The following is a 23,273-nucleotide window of genomic DNA, read 5'->3' as shown; positions in this document are numbered from 1 at the left end:
TTTGGTAAAATTTTACGGAAACTTCGCATTGATCACTCCGAACGCCTCTTAGATATGGCTAAGAAATTAGACATATCTGTATCATTTTTATCTTCTGTCGAGATTGGCAAAAAATCTGTTCCTGTAGGACTGGAGGAAAAAATCATAGAGCTTTATGGTTTAGATAAAGAGAAGGCTTTACTCTTAAGGAAAGCAGCTTATGCTTGTCGCAAAAGTTTTACAATCAAGACTTCTGATCCGTTGAGACGTGAAGCTGTTGGTGAGTTTGTTAGAAATTTAGAGAATTTTTCACGACAAAACTTAGCAGAATTAAAAGACTTTCTTGAGAAAGTTTGCAAAAAAAGAGGCGTCCTATAGAGATAGGTTGAAAAATCCTATTCCCTAACTTTTATTTACGCGTCCCTCACTGTAAAAAATATATGGAAAATCAATAAATTATTGTTGATATAAAATGCAATGGTGGGCGTGACAGGCAAATAAAAAGCAAGTAAAATAAAATAGTTATGTCTAATATAAGGGAATAGGTGAATCTTGATTCTATTGAGTTTTTTTGCCTCTATCCCTCATCTTTTTGAAGCTTTTTTATGGCTTCAAGAGAGAGTTTTTTACGGTCTGCGCTCTTTGTGTAAAGAGATGCCATAGCATCATTTGTCCAGCCAAAAATTGCTTTGAGTTGTGATACTGTTGCACCAGAATTAGCTGCGCGTGTTGCTGCTAATTTTCTTAAGCCATGTGCTGATTTTTTGATTCCCGCTACGTTACAAGCCTCACGAAAAAGGTTGCCAAAACTTTCTTTAACTAGTTTTTTACCTTCTTTACCACAAATGAATGTTTCTTCTCCAATAGGACCAGTTTCAAGCGTTTTGGCTAATTCCGGTAAAATAGGTAGAAAGACATCTGTTTGGAATTTACTTTTCTCTGTCTTGAGATGAATGATATTATTCTTTACATCTTTCCAGCCAATGCGGACCGCATCACCACGACGCAAACCCGTATACAAAAGGACATCAATCCAAACGCGTTCATGGGTACCATGGGACCATCTTTGATAATATTTCTCAACATCTTCTTCTGTCCAAACAGGAAAGCCGCTTTTATTTTTAAGAGGAGGTTTTTTGACCCCTAAAGTCGGATTGTTTTCCAAAAGACCTTGATCAATTGCCCAATTAAAAAGCNTATAGAGATAGGTTGAAAAATCCTATTCCCTAACTTTTATTTACGCGTCCCTCACTGTAAAAAATATATGGAAAATCAATAATTTATTTTGGATAAAAAAGAACATGGTGCCCAAAAGAGGACTCGAACCTCCACGCCTTACGGCACAGGTACCTGAAACCTGCGCGTCTACCAATTCCGCCATCTGGGCTTATAAAATTCATCTAAGCGCATGAAGCAACTCTGTCAATAAAATTATAGAATTTATTTTTTCAGCTTAAAACGATAGCATTGAACTTTTAAGGGAGATCATGATTTTAGAAGTTTAAGGTGTGAGGACTGTCTTTGATAAAATTGTTGAATCCGGATTAAATGTGTAAATAATAGGAATGCCGGTCGCTAATTCTTGAGATATAATTTCCTCACCGGAGAGACCTTCAAGCGCCATAATAAGAGCACGAAGAGAATTTCCATGTGCTGCGATCAAAACAGTTTGGGAGCGCAAAATATAAGGCTGGATATGGTAAAGATAATAAGGCCAGATGCGCGCACCGGTATCGCGTAGGCTTTCTCCATTCGGCGGCGCAATCGTATAGGAGCGGCGCCACATTTGCACTTGCTCCTGCCCCCATTGTTGGCGTACTTCATCTTTATTTAAACCAGAAAGATCACCATAATTACGTTCATTTAATGCGGGATTTTTTATCACTTCTAAATCTGATTGTCCCATTTGCTCTAAAATGTGCTGAGCGGTTTTTTGAGCTCGCTGTAAGGCAGATGTATAAGCGATATCAAACCTCAAACCATATTCTTTCAGTTTTTTTCCTGCTGCTATCGCTTCTGCATGACCTTTTTCTGTTAAATCGGGATCTTTCCAACCGGTAAAAAGGTTTTTGAGATTCCATTCACTTTGTCCATGACGAATTAGTGTAAGTATGCGTCCCATTATAAATTGCCTCTATTCTATTGATTGTTTAAAATTTATCGTTCAATCCCAAAACATCGAACATTGAATAAAGACCGCTTTCATGATTTTGTGCCCATAAAGCTGCTTTTAATGCGCCATTGGCAAAGATAGAGCGTTCTTGCGCTGTGTGTGAAAGAACAATGCGCTCATTGGGACCAGCAAAAATGACACTGTGTTCTCCAACAACTGTCCCACCACGTGAACAAGAAAAGCCAATGGTGCCTTTTTTGCGTTTACCTATATGACCATTGCGTTCGTTGACACGCACATTTTTAAGCATAACATTGCGCCCTTCAGCTGCTGCTTGGCCAAGAAGAAGGGCTGTTCCAGAAGGAGCATCAACTTTGTTAGCGTGATGCATTTCATAAACTTCGATATCAAAATCATCGGCTTCTAATGCTTTAGCGGCTTTCTTTACAAGGTTGGCTAAAAGATTTATTCCAAGGCTCATATTCCCGGATTTGACAATAGTTGTATATTTCGCAAAATCTGCAATTTTTTCTTCTTCTGTTTTGCTAAATCCTGTGGTGCCAATAATATGGACAAGGCTTTTTTGAGCAGCGTAGTTAGCATAAAGAATACTGGCTTCTGGTTGTGAAAAATCTAAAATACCTTCTGTATTAGAAAAGGCATTTTCGGGATTGTCAGTGATACTAATCCCAAGAGAATCTGAACCAATTAATGCACTGGCATCTTTTCCTACAAACGGTGAGCCTTTACGTACAAGAACAGCACAAAGCTCTACATCTTTCCTCTGCTGGATTGCTGTAATGAGTTCACGTCCCATTCTTCCATTTGCACCAACAACTGTAAGGCGCATTTTTATCTCCTTATGATACTTTACTGTGCAGTATAGGCAAATTCTTGCCTTCTTTCCAATGGTTCTTTTTCTTTATAGAAAATTTTTTTCCTGCTTTAATTTATCTTGTTGTGCTGTAAAACACTGTCGTTTAGAGCAAGTGATATAAGATCTACAAATTTAAATAGAGATGTTTTTCGTTAGAGTGTGTGATGAATATTCTTAAGTAAGGTTTGCTTATGAAACCTAATGAAGATTGTGTATTACTTTACGCTTTTGTTTCTTTCGTTCTTTAAAGGAGAGCGTTCTTCATGCAAAATAAGATCTTCCAAACAAAATAGACCTATATTGTCAATTCATGCGCTTTTCTTAAAGAAATATATTTATCAATTCTTCTAAACTTATTTTATGATAGTGCTCGTGAGTGGTATCACGAGAGAGTATCCATGAATAATATAAAATCTATTTTGCGCCACTATCTTTATGCTTCATGAATAGAGCAAATCAGCATTATCATACGTTTTGTTAGCCTTTAATGTTTTAACAATTCTTGGCACTTAGTCATTTTCACTCATCAATTCCATTTGTGACGCATAAGAAAACGATTATTTATCATTGTATATCAATATGTTATACATAAATAAAATCACGTAAAAAGGAGTAAAAACAAGGGGCTAACAAGAAGTTGGATTGTTTACACACGAGAGTTGGCCGGATTCTTCATCTTTTAGGAAAGTCAGTTGAAAAAATTGTTATGTTGTAAAAAACGCATGATGAGGCTTTGTTTATTATAGAGAAAATAGGATATATATTATGCAATGCGTTTTTTCATATATTGGGAAGAATGGAGTATAACATGCGTTAAGTATTGTTATTTTATTTGCCTAGCTTCCAATGATGCTACAGTTCTTGTATTTAAAGAGAGTCTTTAAAATCCTTTCTTAAGTATTTTTTATCCCTGTGCTGATCTTTTTTGTGACACGATAAGAAAGTGATTTTTGTGATTCAATTATAATGGGTTTTATTCTCTGTTTAATGCGATCATAAATCAATGTATTATTATATTGTTTATACGCATGCATAAAAATTCATAAACCTATAAATATCCTTTAGATAGAATATCACTTTTATTTTTGTTTGTGAGAGAAGGCTAGAAATCAAGATCTGCATAGTGAGCACTTGCAACAATTCCGCGGACGCGATCTGTTAAAAGAGAACGAAAAGAAGGGCGTGATTTAATTCTCATATACCAGTCTTTGGCAGCAGGAGATTGTTCCCAGTCAATTTCCCCTAGAAAGTCAAGTACAGAAATAGAGGCTGCTGCTGCTAGATCTGCATAGGACAAGGCAGAACCGACTAAGCTATCGCGAGAGGCGCAGAGCCAATTGAGATAGTTCATATGTGGTAAAATATTGGCACGTGCATTGCGTAAAATTTGTGAATTAGGAGCACCACCGCCAATGGCAAGTGGCATTTCACGTTTATGGATTCGTTCTCGTACGATATGGCGCGTTGCTTCATTTTCGAATTTATTTAAGAACCAGTCATTGAGACGGCGTACTTCCGCACGATCTAAAGGATTTTCCGGAAAGAGCTTATTTTCTTGTCGTAAACTTCCATGTGTTTCGTCTAAATATTCGCAGATAACAAGAGGACCTGATAATGGAACCTCGTGTTCATCGAGAAAAACAGGAACATGACCAGCGGGATTGAGGGCTAGAAATTCGTGTCTTCTTGCCCATTCATATTCTTCAATCAGTTGAATAGTTACACCATATTCCCCAAGAATGAGGCGTATGAAGCGCGAGGCAGCGGATAGGGGAGAGTGAAAAAGTGTCAGCATAATTTACACTATCAAATAGAGTTGAAGAGAATTCTTTCAAGTAATCATTTTTATAAAGATGCTTGACTAGAAGTACAAGATCATTAGTAGCTGCTAGTAATTATAATTAATAAATTGTTAATGACTAGGAATTGTTCTCTTATGCGATGGTTTGCAAAATGGCAGCACGTAATTCCTCTAAACCGATAGCTTTTTCTGAAGAGGTTACAAGAAGCTCAGGATAAGCTGCTGAGCGTTTAAGAAGCTTTGTTTGTGTGCTCATAATTAATTTTTCCAAGGCATTTGATTTGATTTTATCGCTTTTTGTCAAAACAATGTGATAAGAAACAGCTGCTTTATCAAGGAGAGCAAGAACATCTTCATCATTATTTTTAATTCCGTGCCGTGAATCAATCAAGATATATACACGTTTTAACGTTGTGCGCCCCCGTAAATAGCTAAAAATCAAATTTGTCCACGCATCAACAAGATTTTTAGGAGCAGCAGCAAAACCATAACCAGGCATATCTACTAATGCTAGAGGGGGAAGGTCTCCTAGTTGCCCACTGAATCCATCGGGGACAAAATAATTAAGCTCTTGAGTCCGTCCTGGTGTATTTGAGGTACGTGCTAAGCTTTTTTGTTGGACGAGTGCGTTGATTAAAGATGATTTTCCAACGTTGGAACGTCCTGCAAATGCAATTTCCGGTGGTCCTTCGGGGGGAAGAAAGCGTATTGCTGGTACACCACGAATAAAAATCCAATTACGAGAAAAAATTCCAGAAAGGGAAGAATCTCTTGTCATTCATGCACTTCTTTTTTTGGTGATCTTCTCCAGATGGCTTTCAGATTATCAAAAAGCTCAATTTTAACTCCTTGGCGCTTCATCATGATACCTTGCTGAATAATTGATAATATATTATTCCATGCCCAATAGATGACGAGACCAACAGGGAAAGAGGCGAGCATAAAAGTAAAGACAACAGGCATCCATGTGAATATCATCGCTTGGGTTTGGTCTTGAGGAGCAGGATTCATACGCATTTGTAAAAACATCGTTATTCCCATAATCAAAGGCCATGCACCAATCAGAAGAAATGTTGGCGTTGTATATGGCAAGAGACCAAACAAGTTAAAAAGAGAAGTTGGATCGGGTGCCGCTAAATCTTTAATCCAGCCAAAGAAAGGGGCATGGCGCATTTCAATGGTGATATAGAGAACTTTATAAAGAGCAAAGAATATTGGGAATTGAACCAACATTGGCCAACAACCAGCAAGGGGATTAATTTTTTCGGTTTTATATAGTTCTATTATTGCTTGTTGTTGCTTGGTTCTATCATCGGGATATTTTTCTTTTATTTCTAGCAACCGCGGTTGTAAAAGCTTCATGCGTGCCATAGATTTATAAGATTTATTGGCTAGAGGAAAAAGAAGAGTTTTTAAGAGCACCGTGACAAGAAGGATGGCGATACCAAAATTTCCTGTTTGTTTATAAAGAACATCAATGAGAGAAAACATTGGTTTGGTGATGAAATCAAACCAACCCCAGTCAATTAAAAGAGCAAACTTTTTGATTTTTAGATCATTTTGATAGTTATTAATAATTTCAACTTGTTTTGCACCAGCAAAAAGCCGATTTGTAATAGTTTTTGTTTCATTTGGAGCAATCGTTAAAAGCGATCCTAGCAAGTCAGACTGATAATGCGTTTGCAAACGATCAAAATAAATAAAACGGCTTGTATATTCTTTATTTTGCGGGGGAATAACTGCTACAGCCCAATATTTATCGGTAATACCAATCCAACCTCCTGTTACTTTGGAGAAAGTCATACTTTTCTGCCCATTATCAGGATTCGGGTCAAGCTCTGCTAAGGTTTTATATTTTTCAGTTTTGAGCGAATCTCCTGCAATACCTATCATACCTTCATGAAGTAAATAGGTTGCATTTGTATGTTCTGGTGGTGCTGCACGTGCAACGCGGGCATAGGATGAGAGATATATTGGTTGATCACTTTCATTGCTGATAGAATCTTCAATGGTAAACATGAAATGATCATCAACAGAAAGAATACGCCGGAAGATCTGTCCTTGTCCATTATTATAAATTAAAGTGATGGGTGTTGAAGGAGTCAGGATTGTATTGTTTCCCTCTATTTGCCATTGTGTATCCGATTGTGGCAAAGCTTTTGCTGGTAAAGATGCACTTGCAAAACCAAATTCAGCAAGGTAAGTCGTTTTGAAACCCTTAGGATTCAGCAAATCGATTTCCGGTGATTTTTTATCGACTGTTAAACGATATTTTTTGAGGTGAAGATCATCAAATTGTGCACCAACAAGATTAATAGAGCCTTCCAGTTCATTGGTTTTGATCGCAATACGCTTTGTTTTGGCCAATACAGCTTTCCGGATTTCAGGTGTCATTGGCTGTTCGATGATAGATGTTGCTTGATGCGTTGAGGTATCGTCAGAAAAATTCGTCGTGGTAGTAGAAAGGGTTGATTGTTGTTTTGACAATTGCTGTGCGATGACTTGTTGTTTTTGTAACTTTGCTTGTTTGGGAGCAACATGAAGAAATTGCCATGCGATGAGCACTACGAAAGATAAACCAATAGCGATAAAGAAATTGCGGTTATATTCCATCCGTACACCCTTGTTGTTGTTGCTGATGTTTTATTTTTGGTTTTATTCGCCGATTTAATTCACTAATTAAGGATGTAAAAGGCGCATGTAACGCATCACGATATGCTACAATGACATAGTCTGTTCCTGCTTCCATGTGGTTTGTTACACCAACTCTTACGGCTTCACGCAAGCGCCTTTTGATACGATTACGTTTCACAGCATTACCGTTTTTACGAGTAACAGTGAAGCCTACACGTGCAACAAGAGAATCTTTTCTTTCTGTTGTTTGTTCACGAGATTTAACTTCGAGCAAAAATAAAGGACCACGCCGCTTTTCTCCTGTACGGACAGCCAAAAAGTCTGCTCTTTTGCGAATACGACAGGGATGTTTTTTCTTCATAAAAGAACATTTCGCAATTTCACTAAATGCCTGCAAGCAGGCATTAGAGGTTCATAACAAAAGTTTCACAACGAAGAAATGGTGAGCAATCCTCAACGGTTGTGAAAATTTAAATGGTTAAGCAGAGAGCCGCTTACGTCCACGAGCACGTCTTGCAGCAATAACTTTACGTCCTCCAGCTGTAGCCATGCGTGCACGAAACCCATGGCGGCGTTTACGGACAAGTTTAGAGGGTTGGTAAGTACGTTTCATTTATTTAAATACCGCGGAGTGCGGCCCTTCTTAATCTTCGTTTTATGAGCAGTTATGCGCGAGATGAACGATTTTATCATATCATACGGCTGTTAACCCATAAGGAAAAATATAAAAAAAGTCAATCTTAGATTGTTTTTCTGGCTCTTGAAAGAATACAAAACACCTTATAATTGTCTGTGATACTTTTTTTACGATACTGTAAGAGTGTCAGAAATAACGATTGAGTCTATAGAAAATAAATGACTAGGGCGTTAAAGAATTAAAGAAAGTATGACTGATTATTGTATACTCAATTTAAAGTATCCTTTAATATTAAAAAATTTTTTCAGTTTTTGTTTTTACAAAATTTTTATCAGAACATTCATTAAAGTGGTTGTAGACAAACACGATTGATAGGATTTTATAGCAGATTTTATGTTTGAGATTCTTTATTTAAGGATGGTTTCATATTTTTAAAGAGAAAAGATATAAGTAATTTATACTTTATAATTTTGAGTAAAGTAGAAAATTATCAGGTGATGAACCTGTAAGTATTTTTCGTTCTTATGCTTATATTTGCTGGTATTTTTATAGAGAGGAAAGAACGTGGATTCTATTACAAGTGAGGCTGTCCGCAACGTATTACGTAAAATCAAAGGACCAGATCTTGAAAGTGATATTGTGTCGTTGGGGCTTCTTTCTGAAATATTGATTGCTGATGGTAAGGTTTTTTTTTCCATTACAGTTCCTGATGGAGGTGTGCAAGAATGGGAATCATTGCGTCGTTCTGCTGAAAAGATGGTATGTGCTTTGGAGGGAGTGGAATCTGTTGTTGTCACACTTACAGCAGAAAAAACAACAAAGGCAGCACCTAGACGGAGAGCAAATCTCTTACCGATCAAAATGCCCATAGAAGGTGTGCAGCATGTGATTGCTGTTGCTTCTGGAAAAGGAGGGGTCGGAAAATCGACGATGGCAATAAATATCGCCTTAGCTTTACAAGATTCTGGTTTCAAGACGGGGGTGATGGATGCTGATATTTATGGTCCATCTTTGCCGCGTTTGACAGGACTTGTTAATCAAAAACCACAGCTCATTGGAGAAAAAAAAATTCAACCTCTTGAAAAATTCGGACTTAAATTGATGTCGATGGGATTTTTGGTTGAGGAAGAAAAGCCGGTAGTATGGCGTGGTCCTATGGTTATGGCAGCGGTAACGCAATTGTTACGAGACGTTTTATGGGGACCTCTGGACGTTTTAGTCGTTGATATGCCGCCCGGTACAGGGGATGCACAACTAACGCTTGCACAACAGGTACAATTAACAGGTGCGTTGGTTGTCTCTACGCCCCAAGACCTTGCTTTAGTGGATGCGCGTAAAGCAATAGAAATGTTCATGAAAGTCAATGTTCCTATTTTAGGAATCATTGAGAATATGAGTTATTTTATCGCTCCTGATACGGGAAAACGCTATGATATTTTTGGCTATGGTGGTGCACGGGCAGAAGCGGAACGTCGAGAAGTCCCTTTCTTAGCGGAAATACCGCTTGATGCAGCTTTACGATTTTCTTCAGATGAGGGGATCCCTATTTTTGTTGCTAAGCCTAGTGAAGAGCATACTAAACTGTATCGTAAAATTGTTGATCAAATAAAAAATCAACTTTTTTAAATGGATGTTTGTTTAAGAGAGTTTATTAAAACACAATTATGGAAGACGTAAAAATAGTTGCTTCTTTGTAAGGGGAAGTTTTAATGTGTGAGTGGAGTATATAGGTTAAATAAACAAAAAATTATTCATACGTTTGGGTAACCTGAAGGGGACCCAAATTAGAAGAGATAGAGCCATGAGGTAGAAAAAAATATTGGACTTGAGGCAAAAAGAAGAAGACCGAAAATAAAAATATTTTAGAAAAATTGTAAAAGGTTGTAAAAAATATTTTAAAAATCATTTTTTGATACGAGTTTTCTTGATATAAATCTCAACATTTCTTTTTAGAAGCATTCATTTTTTGCAAAGTAGCCTCAAGAGCTGTTGTTAAAGCATTCCTTCCTCCTTGATGAGAAAAGTAATTTGACAAAAATTCATTTGTTCCACCCTTTGTTGAAAACTCTTTTTCAAGCAGTGCAAAATCGAGAGATACAGAACGATCCGTTGCTATAGTTTTACGCATTTCATCTGTAAGATTTCCAAACATCATGGTAAGGAATTCTGCTGATTGCTGTTTTTTTAACCCTTGTGTTATAAACCATTGATGGGCAGTTTCTATAAAATTAAAATATACTCCCATAAGTGAACCAGCTGTCATAAAAAGATTAAACTGCTCTTCCTTATCCAGCACCAATGTGCCCCCCAATGCATCAAATAAAGTGCGTAAAAAGGGATGATTGGGATAGATTGGTGTCAAATTTTTGCATTCTGCAACAAAAGGTAATGGAACAGCACGATAAACTTTATGATTAATCCACTTTTCTATTTCTGCTGCTTTTGCCATAGCAAGTACGGAAATAACCAGCTGTTCTGGACGAAAACGAAGAGAGCACAAAACGTCTTCTGCAATTTGGTTGGGCAAGCAAAGAAAAACACAATCACTAACATCGAGCAACGCTTGGTTATTTTCAGCAATCATAACTTTATCATAAGTGCGTGAAAGGCGCTTTGCTGTTTGTGCATTGCGAGGCGAAACAATAATGGAAGAAACATCAAAGTTGCTTTTCATTAAGCCATTCACCATTGAAGCACTGATTGTACCCGTTCCCAAAAAGCCAAGTCTCATTATCTATTTCTCAGTTTCATATTTTAAAAGGAATTTCAATCAACATTTCAGGTGTTTTAACTAACATAAACGCTAATTGAAGAAGCAACACATAACATAGCAAAAATAATCAAGCCCAAATAGATTTTAGGCTTGTCAAAGAGAACGGCAAAAGCAGAAAACCAACCAACAACAGCTGCGGCTAATGCAAATAAAAACCCTGGTTTATTCATAAGCACAATATGCATTGCCATTAAGCCACCAATAATTAGCGCTCCAAAAACAATGAGCAAACCTGTTGCAAACTTTTCATAATCATCCATATTTCGCTCCTTATAGCGCTTAATTATTACACACTTTTTAACGCATATGCACATAAAAACGAAATGTTTTTTATTGAATATGGTTAAAACGGGGGGTGCCGTTTATTGATTAGATGTAAAAAATGCAGGGATATGCTGTGGCCAACGCCAAGGTAAAATTGCAATTAAATCAAAGCGTACAGACAAAAGGGCATAATCTTTTTGCCGTGCGAGCCAAATATCGGCAGCTGCCTTAATTCGCTTTTCATTCATTCGGGAAACCGCTTCCATTGCTTCAGCCAACGTTGAACGTGCTTTAACTTCAACGATTAACACAAGATTTCCGCGTCGTGCAATTAAATCAATTTCTCCACATTTTGTTTTAAAACGCCTTTCGGCAATGTGAAACCCTTTGCAACGTAGCCACCAAGCTGCCAATTTTTCTGCACGAACCCCTCGATAAAAAGACTTTTGTCTGCGTTTTTTTTGTATCATTTTACGCATTTTTTAAAAAGATTAATCGCTGAAAAAGTTCCTGCTTTTTAAAACCAGTTTTTTTTGCAACAAAAGCTGCCGCTTGAGCAGCAGAATGTGTCCGTGCGCGTTCTAATAGCATTTCATCAATTTCTTGATCACTTATCACATTTAAAGAAGAAGATGATTCTCCAACAAGGACAACAATTTCCCCACGAATATGTGCTTGTTTTCTGTAATTTTCTAACAAATTTCCCAAATTGGAAACATCTACTGTTTCAAACTTTTTTGTTAATTCACGACAAATGGCAGCAGGTCGATCAGCCGAAAAAAGAGTGACCATATCCTGTAAAGTTTCAACAAGACGATGCGGTGATTCATAAAAAATCAAAGTTGCTGGAATCTCTTTTAATTGTTCCAACCGTTTTCGGCGCTGTAGCTTTCGTGCACTCAAAAAACCTGCAAAAAAAAAGCTATCAGTAGGAAGCCCTGTCGGTATAAGAGCGGCTAAAAGAGCGGATGCTCCAGGAATAGGAATAATTTTATGACCAGCTTTACGGGACTCTTCCACCAATCGAAATCCAGGATCAGAAATAAGTGGTGTTCCGGCATCTGAAACAAGTGCTACTGTTTTGTTTTCTGCTAAAGCCGCTAAGAGCTTCGGACCCGCTTTTTGCGCATTATATTCATGATAGAGAAAAGGTTTTTTTTGAATACCGTAACGTTCCAACAAAACACGTGTTACTCGCGTATCCTCACACGCTAAAATATCAATTCCTGCAAGTACTTGCAAAGCACGAAGCGTAATATCTGCAAGATTTCCGATAGGTGTTGCCACAAGATAAAGCCCTGATTCTATAACGGGTGCAGAATAAGCATGCGCACCTATAAAATATGCTTTTTCACACATGCTCTTTTCTTTTCATTAAACTCTCCTCACCACAAGATTTTTATCCATACTCATAAGCCATTTTGGCTCATTTTTTACCAGCACATTTTTTATCATTACAAAGGCTTACCTTACTCGAATAATCGATTACACTACAATAAGATAATTTCATATTTAACGTCTTAATTTAACATTATTATCTATTTTGATCCGCGTTATTTTTTCCAGTAAAACAAATTCCAAATGTAACCAATATTCTATCAGCCCCATGATTTTCTATAAAGTTTTTCCTTCGAGAACCAAAAAACAATTTTGCGCATGTTATCATCTCATGCTTGTTTGTGCTCTTTTAAAAGCTAAGCTTTTTAGATTATTTCCATAACGCCGATTTTTCAAATATTCTATTGATATCCAAAATATTTTTCTGAGCAAATGTAAATAACTCCTTTTGAAACACATACAGTTAACTGGCAGCTGACTGTATTGTTATTAATCAAATATAAGCTCTTATCAGAAAAATACTTTATTTTTTCATATTCTCTACAGCTTTAACAGTATACAGTATAATGAGTACCTTAGAAAAGTTTAAGGCTAAATTTTATCTTAAAGATTTGATTTATAATGGAGAATTTATTATTTTGCTTATTGATTAGGAGCTTTAAATATCGTAAAATTATCTTAGTTCTTCTTATAGTCAATTAATCAAAATCATTTTCGTGCATCTTGAAACCTTCTCAAAGCAAAGATTATCGCATCATTGGGGATCGCAGAGAAAATGATGCTATTAGCTTGTGCTTTTTATTTCGTAAATGTGGAACTGTTCGTTCACAGGAGTGCGTTATACCTTTTTCGGATAGTGTCGCGAAATAATTGTTTGATATGTGTTGAGAGCTATTCTTAAAAATAAGCCCATGATTGAACAACACAAGTTTGCTTTAATTTTGGATACCTTATTTTTTCTGAAGGATATGATCCCATAAAAAAACGTAAGTAATAAAAGCGGGGACAATACGTTATCTCTTCTTTTTAGAGGATATTGTGATGCTTTTGAAAGTTTTAAAACCGAATGGACAGATGATAGTAAAGAGAAAAATAGTTTTTTTCCTTTCAGATTTCATATTCTTGCTAAATGAAGCTGTATTTTAGTTTCAGAGATTACTCAAATAGAATATGCAATATTTTTGCTCTAGCTACAAGAGCTGGAACGGCGTGCAGAGCTTTCATTCACCTTAATCTTTCTTTTAAATATACCACTTGTGTTCAATTTGGATGTTGATTTACAAGCAATAGCGAAAGCACAAGCTTTATAAAAAAACAACTCTATAAAACGCGTCATAGAGTGGTCATGAAAGCTATTTTGTTTTTTATCAGGTGTTTTGCTAATAGCGATAGTCTCCATGGCTTGGCATCTGCTTATTCTTACGGTATTTGTACACATTCATTACAGTATATTGGTAAAGGTTAGATGCAAGGCGATTATCCTTGATGCAAAAATAAAGGGTTAATGTGAGATTAAAGATTTTTTCGTGTCATTATCAGTAGAAACATTATAAAGGGCTTGAACAAGCATGCTCTTTATCTCTTTATCTCACAATGTTTTTTCTACATTCATTCGTGGTTTTTCTTGAGTGAGCATTACTTGACAAGTGTAGGAGAAAAAATAAACTTGAATTGTACCTCCGTAGGTTTTGCTCTTGGCTAGTTAAAACGATTGATGTTTCTTATGAGAGGGCTAAAAGCATTTTGGATCATATGGGAGAGGGGGTAAAGTAGAACAGGCTTACTTTCCTTCAGGTTTTCGAGAACCGCGGCTGTTCCTTTATCGCAGAATTGTCATGAATATATTCATTATTGTTTTGTCATTTAAATAAAAAAATTTTGATAAAAATATGTTATGTTTTTCTATTGAAAAAAGTCATGCGGTAGGGAGAGTATTTTATATGAGAATAGAGTTCTTTTTACATTGTGAAAGAACGTATGCAGGAAGATAATTGATAGATTTCTGATCTGAGGGAAATATTTTTATCCATTGCGTTTTGTATATTTCAATTTTAGGAGAATGAACAATGATTATACATTGGAAAATTACATATTGGGATAGAAGGGGCCCTCATTGCCTTGCGGACAGATCCAAGTGATATTTTGGTTTGGGTCTTTGATGTCACACGTTTTACAATGTATACAATTTGAAGCGTTGATCATATAAGTCAGATGATCATTATACTCTAGCCACTCGTAGACAGCGGCGGGGCAATAGTTTGTGGAAGGTCCTCCGTAGATTGCATATTCAGAGTCCTTTTGCTTTTTTAATGAGGCTATTTTTAAATGGCAAGGTTGATTTTCTTCATGATGCGTATTGGAAAGGGCAACACTTGAAAGGCGATCAAAGGTTATAACGCCATCTGGTTTTGGGTAAGCAATGGGTTGAAATTTTTCTGCTGATTCAAGGCATGCATAATCTTCCTTTCCATGGGAGAGTGTTTTAAATAAGGAAAATCCGAACAGTTGTTGCCACCACATATCAAAACCGGCAAGTTTAATTCCATATTTTGTCCCATATTTTGCCCAGAGCGGTTTGGCATTTCGCACTTTATAAAGATCTTTGCCAATGAGCCCTTTTCGCCATTGTTCTTCGATTTCTTTAACCTCATCATGGGCACGCCCTTGTGCAAGAGCGGTAGCGATTTTATCGGCAGCTAATATGCCAGATAAGATGGCATTGTGTGATCCTTTGATACGAGGAACATTGACAAATCCAGCAGAGCAGCCAATAAGTGCCCCACCAGGAAAGGTGAGTTTTGGTACAGATTGCCAACCTCCTTCGCTGATAACACGTGCACCATAGGAAAGACGCTTTGCACCTTTAAAGATTTTATAGAGTTTTGGATGTGTTTTAAAACGTTGAAATTCTTCAAAGGGAGAAAGATAAGGATTTTTATAATCTAAGTGCACAACAAAACCGACAGAAATGATATTGTTTTCTTGGTGATAAATAAAGCCACCGCCACCGGTATTATTGTCTAAGGGCCAACCCGTGAAATGTTGCACTAAACCGCGTTGGTGTTTGTTGGGATCAATTTCCCAGAGCTCTTTGAGACCAAGACCAAATTTTTGTGGTTCACGATTTTTGCTAAGGTTGAAATGTTGTATCAGTTGTTTTGCAATTGAGCCGCGTGCTCCTTCCGCAATTAAAGTATATTTTGCCAATAAAGCCATACCAGGCATATAATTTTTTCCAGGAGTTCCATCTTTGTTAAGCCCCATATCTCCGGTGAGAACACCAATAATAGCTCCGTTATCTTTTTGGATGATGGGTTCTGTTGCTGCGAAACCAGGATAGATTTCAACACCCAATGCTTCAGCTTTTTTGCTTAACCAGCGGCAAACGTTTCCAAGCGAAACGATATAACACCCGTCATTTGATAAGATTTTGGGATGCAGAATATTAGGAAATATTGTAGCCTTTTGAGGCTTTAGAAAAAAAAATTGGTCACGGGTAACAGGGGTCGTGAAGGGATGATCATTGTCATTTCGCCATTCTGATAAGAGTGTATCGATACCAATGGGGTCAACAACTGCGCCAGAGAGAATATGTGCACCAACTTCGGTCCCTTTTTCAACAATTGTGACAGAAAGCTCAGGATTAATTTGTTTAAAACGAATTGCGGCAGAAAGCCCTGCAGGTCCTGCTCCGACAATGACTATGTCAAACTCCATACTTTCACGTTGGTCATGCAGAGGTGCTTTCATGGCTTATAAAGCTTTCTCCAATTCTGGAATAATTTGGTGGAGATCACCTACAAGGGTGTAATCGGCAATTTGCATGATGGGAGCTTCTTCATCTTTATTAATGGCAACAATAATTTGTGCATCCATTATACCGGCTAAATGCTGGATTGCACCGGAAATGCCAACGGCGATATAGAGTTCAGGGGCAACGACTTTTCCTGTTTGTCCAATTTGCCAATCATTGGGAGCATAGCCTGCATCCACTGCTGCGCGGCTGGCACCTAAAGCAGCATTTAATTTGTTTGCAAGAGGAAGAAGCAGGGACATAAATTTCTCTTGAGAACCAAGACCACGCCCGCCTGATATAATAACACGTGCTGAGGTGAGATCAGGACGATCACTTTTGTTTGTCTCTGCTTTTACGAAAGAAGAAAGATTTGGATTGGGAGCTGGTGTTATTGTTTTAATGGGAGCAGAATTATTTTGGGAAGGCGTTGGGGTGAAAGAAGCGGTGCGAACTGTTATAATCTTTTTATAATCATTGGTGCGTACAGTTTCAAATGCATTGCCTGCATAAATTGGTCGTTTGAAGGTATTGGGTGAAAGAATGGCGGTAATATCTGAAATTTGCATAAGATCAAGAAGAGCTGCTACGCGCGGCATCACATTTTTCCCAGTACTGCTGGATGCTGCCATGATCACATCATAATCCTTTGCTAACATGAGAATTGTATCTGCCATAGGCTCGGCAAGTTGATGGGCTAAATAGTCTGCTTTTGCAATAAGAACTTGCCGCACACCATTAAGTTTAGCACTATTTTCCGCTATCGTTTGAATTTTTTCTCCGCAAACCAGAATATCGATATCATTACTGAGTACGCGTGCAGCGGTGAGTACTTTTGCTGTTTCTTCTGTATTATGATCGGCCAATAAAAGAATTGCCATAAGTTTTTGCCCTTTTATGTGAGTGTTGCTTTTACTCTAGTGGTGAGAATATTAAATGCAGTTCTTCTGTTTTAAGGCTCTGACAAGTTCTACTACATTTGCCACTTTTATACCGGATTGACGGGGTTTTGGCTCTTCAACGCTTAAAATTGTTAAGCGTGCTTTCGTATCGACGCCAAGATCAGTAAGAGATTTTTGTTCAATAATTTTCTTTTTTGCTTTCATGATATTGGGGAGAGAGGTGTAACGCGGTTCATTGAGCCGTAGATCGGCGGTCATAACCATGGGAAGGGGAAGACAAAGGGTTTGTGTTCCATTATCAACTTCACGAGTAACTGTAGCATGCCCATTTTCTATGTTAAGATGTGAGGCAAAAGTTGCTTGTCCCCACCCAAGAAGAGCAGCGAGCATTTGTCCTGTTTGGTTGCTATCGTCATCAATTGCTTGTTTTCCTAAAAAGACCATGTCGGGTTTTTCTTCATCAACAATGGTTTTGAGAATCTTAGCAATTGCTAAGGGTTCAAGTGTTTGATCCGTTGTGACAAGAAGTGCGCGATCAGCTCCCATTGCAAGTCCTGTTCGTAGAGTTTCTTGAGCTGCTTCTGGGCCAATTGAAACAAGAAGAACTTCTGAAATTTTACCGGATTCTTTTTGGCGAATGGCCTCCTCCACGGCTATCTCATCAAAAGGATTCATAGACATTTTTACGTGAGACAGATCAACGCCTGTACTATCGGGTTTGACGCGTATCTTGATGTTATAATCAACAACACGTTTGACAGCGACAATTATCTTCATAATGATCCTCTTTGTTTGTATGTTACAAGTTTATAGCAATACTCATAAGAAACCAAATTGTTTAGAATGAAGTCTCAATTTATAACTTGTGTTCTCTTTCGTATAAGCTTTTTTATGTTTACTTGTACTTTCTCGTCGTCATTTTCAATCTTCATATTTTTGCATTGCCATAATTGCCTTATTTGCTTGAATAAAAAGTAAAAAAATCAATCTGTCTTGTGAGAATATTCTTTTTTAGCTTCTTATGCTTTGTTTATGATGGTGCAATAGGTCCTTTATGCAATGAAAAATTAAGTGAAAAAGATAAAAATGGGGGGAATGATTTTGCTCTTCAAATCTTGAAGACAGAAAAATCAAAGATCTTTCTTTCAAATATTTTGGATAAAAATTGGGGAAAATATTTCTAATACAAAAGTTTTTGGGAGTTCTTAAAGCTCTATTTACTAAAATAGAGCACACTTTCTCATCATTTGTTGCGATTCTTTTCAAAAAGGTTAATGAGGGGTAGGCGTTTGTGAATACGAAGGGTCATACGATCGACCAGGCGACCAAACAGGTTAGGAACGATAAAGTCTTTTCTTTTGTTGAACAGAAAGAGAGAATGGATACTTCTGTAGAAGTAACGATGTCGGATATTGCTCAAAAATTACGCACCGTTTATGCGCAAATGCAAATGAAGCATTCGCCCCGTTCTTTAATGCAGCAGAGTTCTGTAGAAGAGCATTTTAAATCTTACTTAGATGATATTAGTCGGGCCATTTTGGCTGAACATTATATACGTCGTCAAAGAGAAAAAAAGCTTTTCCAGTTTTTAGAGCAGATTAAAACAATTGTTCAAAGTTTGCAGAGTGAAAAAAAAAGCTTAGAAGAAGCAGCGGTAACACGACGGGTGTCTCGTTCAAAATCACCTGATTCTGTTGTACAAAAACTTGCTCACATGGAATGTGAGGGAAATCAAGAACACTTATTACTTCAAAAGGTGCAAAATTTTTCGAAAGAAAACAGCATAATTTCACTCCAAACAAATGTTGAAAATACGTTGCAGCAAGAAAATAGAAGCCCTTTGCCCAGTGATGCTCTGAAATCTTCTTTTAAAAAGGCTGAGGGAGTAGTGAAGCATGCTGTGATAGAAGAAAAGGGGATGATGGGTGCTCAGGCATCTAATCATTGTATTGAGAATGATTTTTCTTCTTTAAGGATGCAGTCTCGGGAACATGTCTCGTTTTTATCTTATTTGGTAAAAAAAGGTATTCTTTGTTTTTTAACCGTTGCATTTGTGGTAGCGATAACGTTATGTTTTTATAGCTTTTTAAAAGGAGCTCGTTTTTTTTAATTTTTATGATGTTGATGTTAATATATGTGAAATGTATTGCGCATTCGTGTTTGTGCGGAAGCTATAGAAACTAAAATTATCCTTTAAACACGCAACAGAGATTATTGGAAAAGAGGATAATTGGAGAAGGATTCTCTAATTGTTAAAAAAACCTCAAATTATCTTGAAGGTTCTGTAAGTGAGTATTTATTTACCAATTGCTGAAATGTCACTCAATATGCTGATCTTGATTGGTATGGGAGTCGTTGCTGGTTTTTTTTCAGGCCTTTTTGGAATCGGTGGTGGGTTTCTCATCACGCCGTTATTGATTTTTTATAATATTCCTCCTGCTATTGCTGTTGGAACAGGTGCCAACCAGATGATTGCGTCATCTGTAACAGGAGCAATTACACATTTTAGAAGACGTACACTCGATATTAAACTTGGTATTCTTTTGGCGCTTGGAGGAGGGATTGGTTCTTTGATCGGGATTCAGGTTTTCTCTGTTTTGAAAAAGTTAGGTCAATTAGACTTAATGATTTCGCTTCTTTATGTGATTCTTCTTGGAAGTGTAGGAAGCTTGATGATCGTTGAAAGTTGGTATGATATGATGCGCAAGCGTAAGGCAGGAAAAGCCAATATTCGTCTTGCTGGTCGACATAACTGGATTCATCGCTTACCCTTAAAAATGCGTTTTCGGACATCTATGATATATGTTAGCATTATTCCAGTTTTAGGGATTGGTCTCATTGTGGGGTTGTTGTCTTCTATTATGGGAATTGGTGGGGGGTTCTTTATGATACCAGCATTGATTTATCTTCTGCGTGTTCCAACCAGTGTGGTGATTGGGACTTCACTTTTTCAGATTACATTTGTGTCTTCTTTCACGACAGTTTTGCAAAGTATGACTAATCAGTCCGTTGATATTGTCTTGGCTTTTTTGTTAATGCTTGGAGGAAGTATTGGTGCGCAATATGGAACACGGGTTGGACGGAAGTTAAAGGCTGAACAATTGCGTATGGCGCTTGCATTTTTAGTGTTGATTGTGTGTATGCGTCTTGCTTTTCAATTATTTATACGCCCTGATAATCTTTTCTCTCTGGATATTCTTATGAGATAAAAATGGGTAGATTGTTTTCTTTATACATCATTGCAGGTTGCTTTTGTTTTATTTCTTTTTCTACATGGTCACATGTTGGGACGCCAGCTACATTCATTGATCAAGTTGACCACGAAACTGTCCAAATTATTGTAACAACGAATACGATTACTGTGGATGCAAATTTTGCTGGTCGTGATCTTTATATTGCTGGTGTTTTGGAAAATATTGATCCATTATATTCTCGACAGAACCGTTACGATATTGTTGTAAGCTTGGAGGGACAAGATCGGACAATGGTGATGCGAGAAAAAAAACGCAATGCCGGTGTATGGGTCAATACAGATTCTCTTATTTTTAAAAAGGTTCCTCTTTTTTACTCTATGGTCACAACACGTGAAATTGGCGATATTACGAGCATTGAAGATTATAAACGCTTAGGGTTAGGATTACTCTATTTGCCATTGCAGACGGATGAACAAGATCAGAAAAAAATACAAACCTTTCGCGATGAACTTATAAAATTGCAAAAAGCTAAAAGCCTTTATTATGAGGAAGTGGGTGGGGTTCGTTTTGGTTCTGACACACTTTTCACAGCACATTTTCGTTTGCCAGCAAATATCCCAGTTGGACATTATAAAGTTCGCGCTTATCTTTTTCGTGATGGACAGTTTATTGATAGTGCAACAACGACTCTTGAAATTGTTAAAGCACATATCACTTATACAATTTTTTATGCAGCGCACAAGTATCGTTTTTTATATGGTATTGTTGCAGTGATTATTGCTATTACTACAGGATTTTTGTGTCGTTTGATTTTTCGAAAAGATTAACGCAAGGAAAATGTTAAGGCTTTTATTTTTTATGAAAAATTCGTAAGATAAGAAAAATAGGTACAACAACAATAGCTCCCGTCATAGTTATATGAAAGAAATTTGTAAGCGTTATAAATCCTGCTTCCCATAGTGATTGAAAAAAATCTACTATTCTTTGTATGAGGTTTCGAGGTGTCCATCCCAAAAAATTCATTACGATGCCAATGAAGAATGAAAGGATAAGCAATTTTAGACTAACACGGTTTAATGTTCCTCCAAGAAACGCATGAGAAGAATTTAACAATTTTTTCTTTCGGTTCATTTTAATATACTTTCGAAGATCGTGTTTTTTATTGTATTAACATAGTACAGCGATGTTATTATCATAAAGGAAAAACATTTTTTTATTTTTTCTTACTTTTTGAGTTTATCACCTTAGTCTGGTTAACGGTGCTGGTTTTTGAAATATACACATGTTTTATTGCATTTTTTGCGATATTTTCATGGCGCTTCTTTTATTAAATGAAGGGATATCCTTTCGTCTCGAGAATTTGTAGAGAAATTTTATAACGTTTCAGCATTTCTTATCAGAGTGAGAGTTCTAGTATATTGAAGATTTTGTAACGAACTTATTATTGTCGTGTATAGAAATAATATTTCAAGACAGTTTACTTAAAAAAAGACTATCTATTCTAATAAGGGTGTGCTTATATAGGTATTATATTTAGATATTTCAACCTTAGGGCATTGAAAAGATCTTTTTTTTCTGAAAAAATGTAAGCAATGAATTGAGTGTTGTTAAAGGAGCAAAGGTATTAAATAGAATGTTGAAAAAGTTTTGTTCTGTACGAGCACATGAGCGAATATCAGGGGTTTGTGGGGGTCGTGCTCTTTTTGTTTTGAAATAAGATATTAAGATATATGAGAAGCTTATTATTTAGTGGGAAAGTATGAAAAAATTCAAAACTCCTCTTGCAGCAGAAAGAGGGGGTTGGTTGGTGTTGGAAAATGGGTGAATTTTCCTGTGTTGTTGAAGTATCAAATTGTCGTTAAGGCTCTTTGTTATTAAGGAGTTTGAGCTAACAGGGGGAGTGCTTTGATGGCGTAAAAACACTAGAAGAAAGAAGGGGAAAGCTTGCTCGACAAGCAAGAGTGAAAAAATCTTTGTCGTGTAGTTTTCAATGGTAGATGTTGTATATCACCCGTAGATTTTGTTATCGGTTATACCATTTATTGTATATTAAATTGTTTTTCGGTGCATCTTTGGGGGCTTATAAGTATGGCAGGAGGAGTGGTTGGTAGGTAGTGTTGTTTGAAAGTTTTAAACCTTTGTCTCTCAGAGCCGATGGTTCGTCTAATCTTGTTGTTTTGCACGTTCTTCTTGCGTGGGAAATTTATACAATAAACGTTAAAAGGAAAAGTCTATGAACTTGAAAAGAAAAATATTGAAAAGTAGCGGCTCTCTTGTTTCTGTTCTTATGGCATTGGGAATGGTTGTACAACAGTCCTTAGCAAAAACACCGGCTAATACTCTTGTGATGGCTTGGAATATTGATGCAATCAGTACATTTGATCCCGCACAACTTACGGATGTTTATGGAAGTGAAATTATTCGCAATGTTTGTGATAATTTGGTGAGTGGTGCTACAGATAATCCTGCTAAAATGGTTCCCGCTTTAGCAACACATTGGGATGTTTCAGGTGATGATCACAGTACGGTGATTACTTTTCATTTGCGTGATGGTTTGAAGTTTAATGATGGCAGATCAGCCAACGCCAATGATCTTGTTTGGGGTATGAAGCGGATTGTCAAATTGAAGATGGGTAATGCGGCAATTTTTAATGAATATGGTATTACAGAGCAAAATGTTGATGATGCTTTGCAAGCTGTTGATGAAAAAACGGTGGTAATGAAATTTGATAAGCCTTATCCAGCAGAGCTCATTCTTAATAATATTGTTGCAAGTCCGGCAACAGCTTTGCTTGATCGCAAGATAATTATGAAGCATGAAAAAGATGGCGATTTTGGAAATCAGTATTTAAAAACGCATGCTGCGTGTGTTGGACCTTATCAGTTGAAAAGTTGGCGCCCTGGAGAAGCTCTTTTGTTGCGTGCAAGCTCTCACTATTGGGGACAAGCGCCTAAACTGAAGCAGATT

At 37.0% G+C, this 23,273-nt stretch carries 21 protein-coding genes, 1 tRNA gene and 1 pseudogene; 6 read left to right on the top strand and 17 right to left on the bottom strand.

Translation table 11 applies throughout. The features are described 5' to 3' along the window. On the top strand, positions 1–357 hold a 357-nt coding region (locus tag ACFIK2_RS01735), incomplete at its 5' end, for a helix-turn-helix domain-containing protein (protein WP_375676836.1). Between the two features lie 199 nt (positions 358–556). Here the strand turns inward: ACFIK2_RS01735 and ACFIK2_RS01730 are convergent. The 9 genes and pseudogenes from ACFIK2_RS01730 to rpmH form a co-directional block, all read right to left on the bottom strand. Further along, positions 557–1,183, bottom strand: a pseudogene (locus ACFIK2_RS01730) (tyrosine-type recombinase/integrase); the annotation flags it as partial. 98 nt (positions 1,184–1,281) lie between these two features. After that, positions 1,282–1,366 (bottom strand) — tRNA-Leu (locus tag ACFIK2_RS01725). 114 nt (positions 1,367–1,480) lie between these two features. Next, on the bottom strand, positions 1,481–2,101 hold the full coding sequence (locus ACFIK2_RS01720) for a 2,3-bisphosphoglycerate-dependent phosphoglycerate mutase (RefSeq protein WP_375633246.1): 621 nt from the start codon (positions 2,099–2,101) through the stop codon (positions 1,481–1,483). Between the two features lie 28 nt (positions 2,102–2,129). Next, a complete protein-coding gene (dapB, locus tag ACFIK2_RS01715; protein ID WP_375633245.1) occupies positions 2,130–2,942 on the bottom strand; it encodes a 4-hydroxy-tetrahydrodipicolinate reductase in 813 nt (270 codons plus the stop codon). A gap of 1,129 nt (positions 2,943–4,071) precedes the next feature. After that, positions 4,072–4,764 carry a glutathione S-transferase family protein gene (locus tag ACFIK2_RS01710; RefSeq protein ID WP_375633244.1) on the bottom strand — a complete coding sequence of 231 codons (693 nt, stop codon included), beginning with the start codon at positions 4,762–4,764 and terminating at the stop codon, positions 4,072–4,074. A 139-nt stretch (positions 4,765–4,903) separates the two neighbouring features. Then, positions 4,904–5,548: a ribosome biogenesis GTP-binding protein YihA/YsxC gene (yihA, locus tag ACFIK2_RS01705; protein WP_375633243.1), complete on the bottom strand. Its 645-nt coding sequence runs from the start codon at positions 5,546–5,548 to the stop codon at positions 4,904–4,906. After that, on the bottom strand, positions 5,545–7,383 hold the full coding sequence (gene yidC / locus ACFIK2_RS01700; protein WP_375634923.1) for a membrane protein insertase YidC: 1,839 nt from the start codon (positions 7,381–7,383) through the stop codon (positions 5,545–5,547). Before yidC ends, yihA begins: the two co-directional genes overlap by 4 nt. After that, positions 7,373–7,765 (bottom strand): ribonuclease P protein component, encoded by a 393-nt coding sequence (rnpA, locus tag ACFIK2_RS01695; protein WP_015856278.1) that lies wholly within the window; start codon positions 7,763–7,765, stop codon positions 7,373–7,375. The genes yidC and rnpA overlap by 11 nt, the downstream gene beginning before the upstream one ends. A 117-nt stretch (positions 7,766–7,882) precedes the next feature. Continuing rightward, positions 7,883–8,017 carry a 50S ribosomal protein L34 gene (rpmH, locus tag ACFIK2_RS01690; protein WP_005864709.1) on the bottom strand — a complete coding sequence of 45 codons (135 nt, stop codon included), beginning with the start codon at positions 8,015–8,017 and terminating at the stop codon, positions 7,883–7,885. Between the two features lie 588 nt (positions 8,018–8,605). Here rpmH and ACFIK2_RS01685 point away from each other — a divergent pair. After that, on the top strand, positions 8,606–9,667 hold the full coding sequence (locus ACFIK2_RS01685) for an Mrp/NBP35 family ATP-binding protein (RefSeq protein ID WP_375633241.1): 1,062 nt from the start codon (positions 8,606–8,608) through the stop codon (positions 9,665–9,667). A 310-nt stretch (positions 9,668–9,977) separates the two neighbouring features. Here the strand turns inward: ACFIK2_RS01685 and ACFIK2_RS01680 are convergent, their stop codons facing one another. From ACFIK2_RS01680 to ACFIK2_RS01650, 7 genes are all read right to left on the bottom strand, one after another. After that, positions 9,978–10,772 carry a pyrroline-5-carboxylate reductase gene (locus ACFIK2_RS01680; RefSeq protein ID WP_375634920.1) on the bottom strand — a complete coding sequence of 265 codons (795 nt, stop codon included), beginning with the start codon at positions 10,770–10,772 and terminating at the stop codon, positions 9,978–9,980. Positions 10,773–10,828: 56 nt separating this feature from the next. Next, positions 10,829–11,074, bottom strand: a complete 246-nt coding sequence (locus tag ACFIK2_RS01675) for a hypothetical protein (protein WP_330168884.1) — start codon at positions 11,072–11,074, stop codon at positions 10,829–10,831. A 102-nt stretch (positions 11,075–11,176) separates the two neighbouring features. Beyond that, a complete protein-coding gene (locus tag ACFIK2_RS01670) occupies positions 11,177–11,545 on the bottom strand; it encodes a YraN family protein (RefSeq protein WP_375633258.1) in 369 nt (122 codons plus the stop codon). Between the two features lie 4 nt (positions 11,546–11,549). After that, a complete protein-coding gene (gene rsmI / locus ACFIK2_RS01665) occupies positions 11,550–12,437 on the bottom strand; it encodes a 16S rRNA (cytidine(1402)-2'-O)-methyltransferase (RefSeq protein WP_375633239.1) in 888 nt (295 codons plus the stop codon). 2,064 nt (positions 12,438–14,501) lie between these two features. Further along, positions 14,502–16,166: a 4Fe-4S dicluster domain-containing protein gene (locus ACFIK2_RS01660; protein ID WP_375634918.1), complete on the bottom strand. Its 1,665-nt coding sequence runs from the start codon at positions 16,164–16,166 to the stop codon at positions 14,502–14,504. A 3-nt stretch (positions 16,167–16,169) separates the two neighbouring features. After that, positions 16,170–17,090, bottom strand: a complete 921-nt coding sequence (locus tag ACFIK2_RS01655) for an electron transfer flavoprotein subunit alpha/FixB family protein (RefSeq protein WP_375634916.1) — start codon at positions 17,088–17,090, stop codon at positions 16,170–16,172. Positions 17,091–17,141: 51 nt separating this feature from the next. Continuing rightward, positions 17,142–17,888, bottom strand: coding sequence for an electron transfer flavoprotein subunit beta/FixA family protein (locus ACFIK2_RS01650; RefSeq protein ID WP_375621633.1), 747 nt, complete (start codon positions 17,886–17,888; stop codon positions 17,142–17,144). Positions 17,889–18,402: 514 nt separating this feature from the next. On the opposite strand from ACFIK2_RS01650, the gene ACFIK2_RS01645 reads away from it, so the two are divergent. The 3 genes from ACFIK2_RS01645 (at position 18,403) to ACFIK2_RS01635 (ending at position 21,132) form a co-directional block, all read left to right on the top strand. After that, on the top strand, positions 18,403–19,221 hold the full coding sequence (locus tag ACFIK2_RS01645) for a hypothetical protein (RefSeq protein WP_375643452.1): 819 nt from the start codon (positions 18,403–18,405) through the stop codon (positions 19,219–19,221). Positions 19,222–19,399: 178 nt separating this feature from the next. Further along, positions 19,400–20,320 carry a sulfite exporter TauE/SafE family protein gene (locus tag ACFIK2_RS01640; protein ID WP_375634912.1) on the top strand — a complete coding sequence of 307 codons (921 nt, stop codon included), beginning with the start codon at positions 19,400–19,402 and terminating at the stop codon, positions 20,318–20,320. 2 nt (positions 20,321–20,322) lie between these two features. Continuing rightward, positions 20,323–21,132, top strand: a complete 810-nt coding sequence (locus ACFIK2_RS01635; RefSeq protein WP_375633234.1) for a TIGR02186 family protein — start codon at positions 20,323–20,325, stop codon at positions 21,130–21,132. 22 nt (positions 21,133–21,154) lie between these two features. On the opposite strand, the gene ACFIK2_RS01630 is transcribed toward ACFIK2_RS01635, so the two are convergent. Then, complete coding sequence (locus ACFIK2_RS01630; RefSeq protein ID WP_015856290.1) at positions 21,155–21,436, bottom strand: DUF6460 domain-containing protein; 282 nt, start codon at positions 21,434–21,436, stop codon at positions 21,155–21,157. A 1,102-nt stretch (positions 21,437–22,538) separates the two neighbouring features. Between ACFIK2_RS01630 and ACFIK2_RS01625 the strand changes: the two genes are divergently transcribed. Continuing rightward, positions 22,539–23,273 (top strand): ABC transporter substrate-binding protein (locus tag ACFIK2_RS01625; protein WP_375676835.1); only part of this gene is annotated, 735 nt, incomplete at its 3' end.

This window comes from Bartonella sp. AP88XZML, assembly GCF_042195565.1.
Classification (GTDB): Bacteria; Pseudomonadota; Alphaproteobacteria; order Rhizobiales; family Rhizobiaceae; genus Bartonella.
Note: the sequence above shows the minus strand (reverse complement) of the source record. Positions and strands in the feature narration are given on the sequence as shown.

Coding starts and splice junctions, on each gene's coding strand:
- ACFIK2_RS01720 (WP_375633246.1), bottom strand. CDS start 2,101: ATGGGACGCATACTTACACTAATTCGTCATGGACAAAGTGAATGGAAT.
- dapB (WP_375633245.1), bottom strand. CDS start 2,942: ATGCGCCTTACAGTTGTTGGTGCAAATGGAAGAATGGGACGTGAACTC.
- ACFIK2_RS01710 (WP_375633244.1), bottom strand. CDS start 4,764: ATGCTGACACTTTTTCACTCTCCCCTATCCGCTGCCTCGCGCTTCATA.
- yihA (WP_375633243.1), bottom strand. CDS start 5,548: ATGACAAGAGATTCTTCCCTTTCTGGAATTTTTTCTCGTAATTGGATT.
- yidC (WP_375634923.1), bottom strand. CDS start 7,383: ATGGAATATAACCGCAATTTCTTTATCGCTATTGGTTTATCTTTCGTA.
- rnpA (WP_015856278.1), bottom strand. CDS start 7,765: ATGAAGAAAAAACATCCCTGTCGTATTCGCAAAAGAGCAGACTTTTTG.
- rpmH (WP_005864709.1), bottom strand. CDS start 8,017: ATGAAACGTACTTACCAACCCTCTAAACTTGTCCGTAAACGCCGCCAT.
- ACFIK2_RS01680 (WP_375634920.1), bottom strand. CDS start 10,772: ATGAGACTTGGCTTTTTGGGAACGGGTACAATCAGTGCTTCAATGGTG.
- ACFIK2_RS01675 (WP_330168884.1), bottom strand. CDS start 11,074: ATGGATGATTATGAAAAGTTTGCAACAGGTTTGCTCATTGTTTTTGGA.
- rsmI (WP_375633239.1), bottom strand. CDS start 12,437: ATGTGTGAAAAAGCATATTTTATAGGTGCGCATGCTTATTCTGCACCC.
- ACFIK2_RS01660 (WP_375634918.1), bottom strand. CDS start 16,166: ATGAAAGCACCTCTGCATGACCAACGTGAAAGTATGGAGTTTGACATA.
- ACFIK2_RS01655 (WP_375634916.1), bottom strand. CDS start 17,090: ATGGCAATTCTTTTATTGGCCGATCATAATACAGAAGAAACAGCAAAA.
- ACFIK2_RS01650 (WP_375621633.1), bottom strand. CDS start 17,888: ATGAAGATAATTGTCGCTGTCAAACGTGTTGTTGATTATAACATCAAG.
- ACFIK2_RS01635 (WP_375633234.1), top strand. CDS start 20,323: ATGGGTAGATTGTTTTCTTTATACATCATTGCAGGTTGCTTTTGTTTT.
- ACFIK2_RS01630 (WP_015856290.1), bottom strand. CDS start 21,436: ATGAACCGAAAGAAAAAATTGTTAAATTCTTCTCATGCGTTTCTTGGA.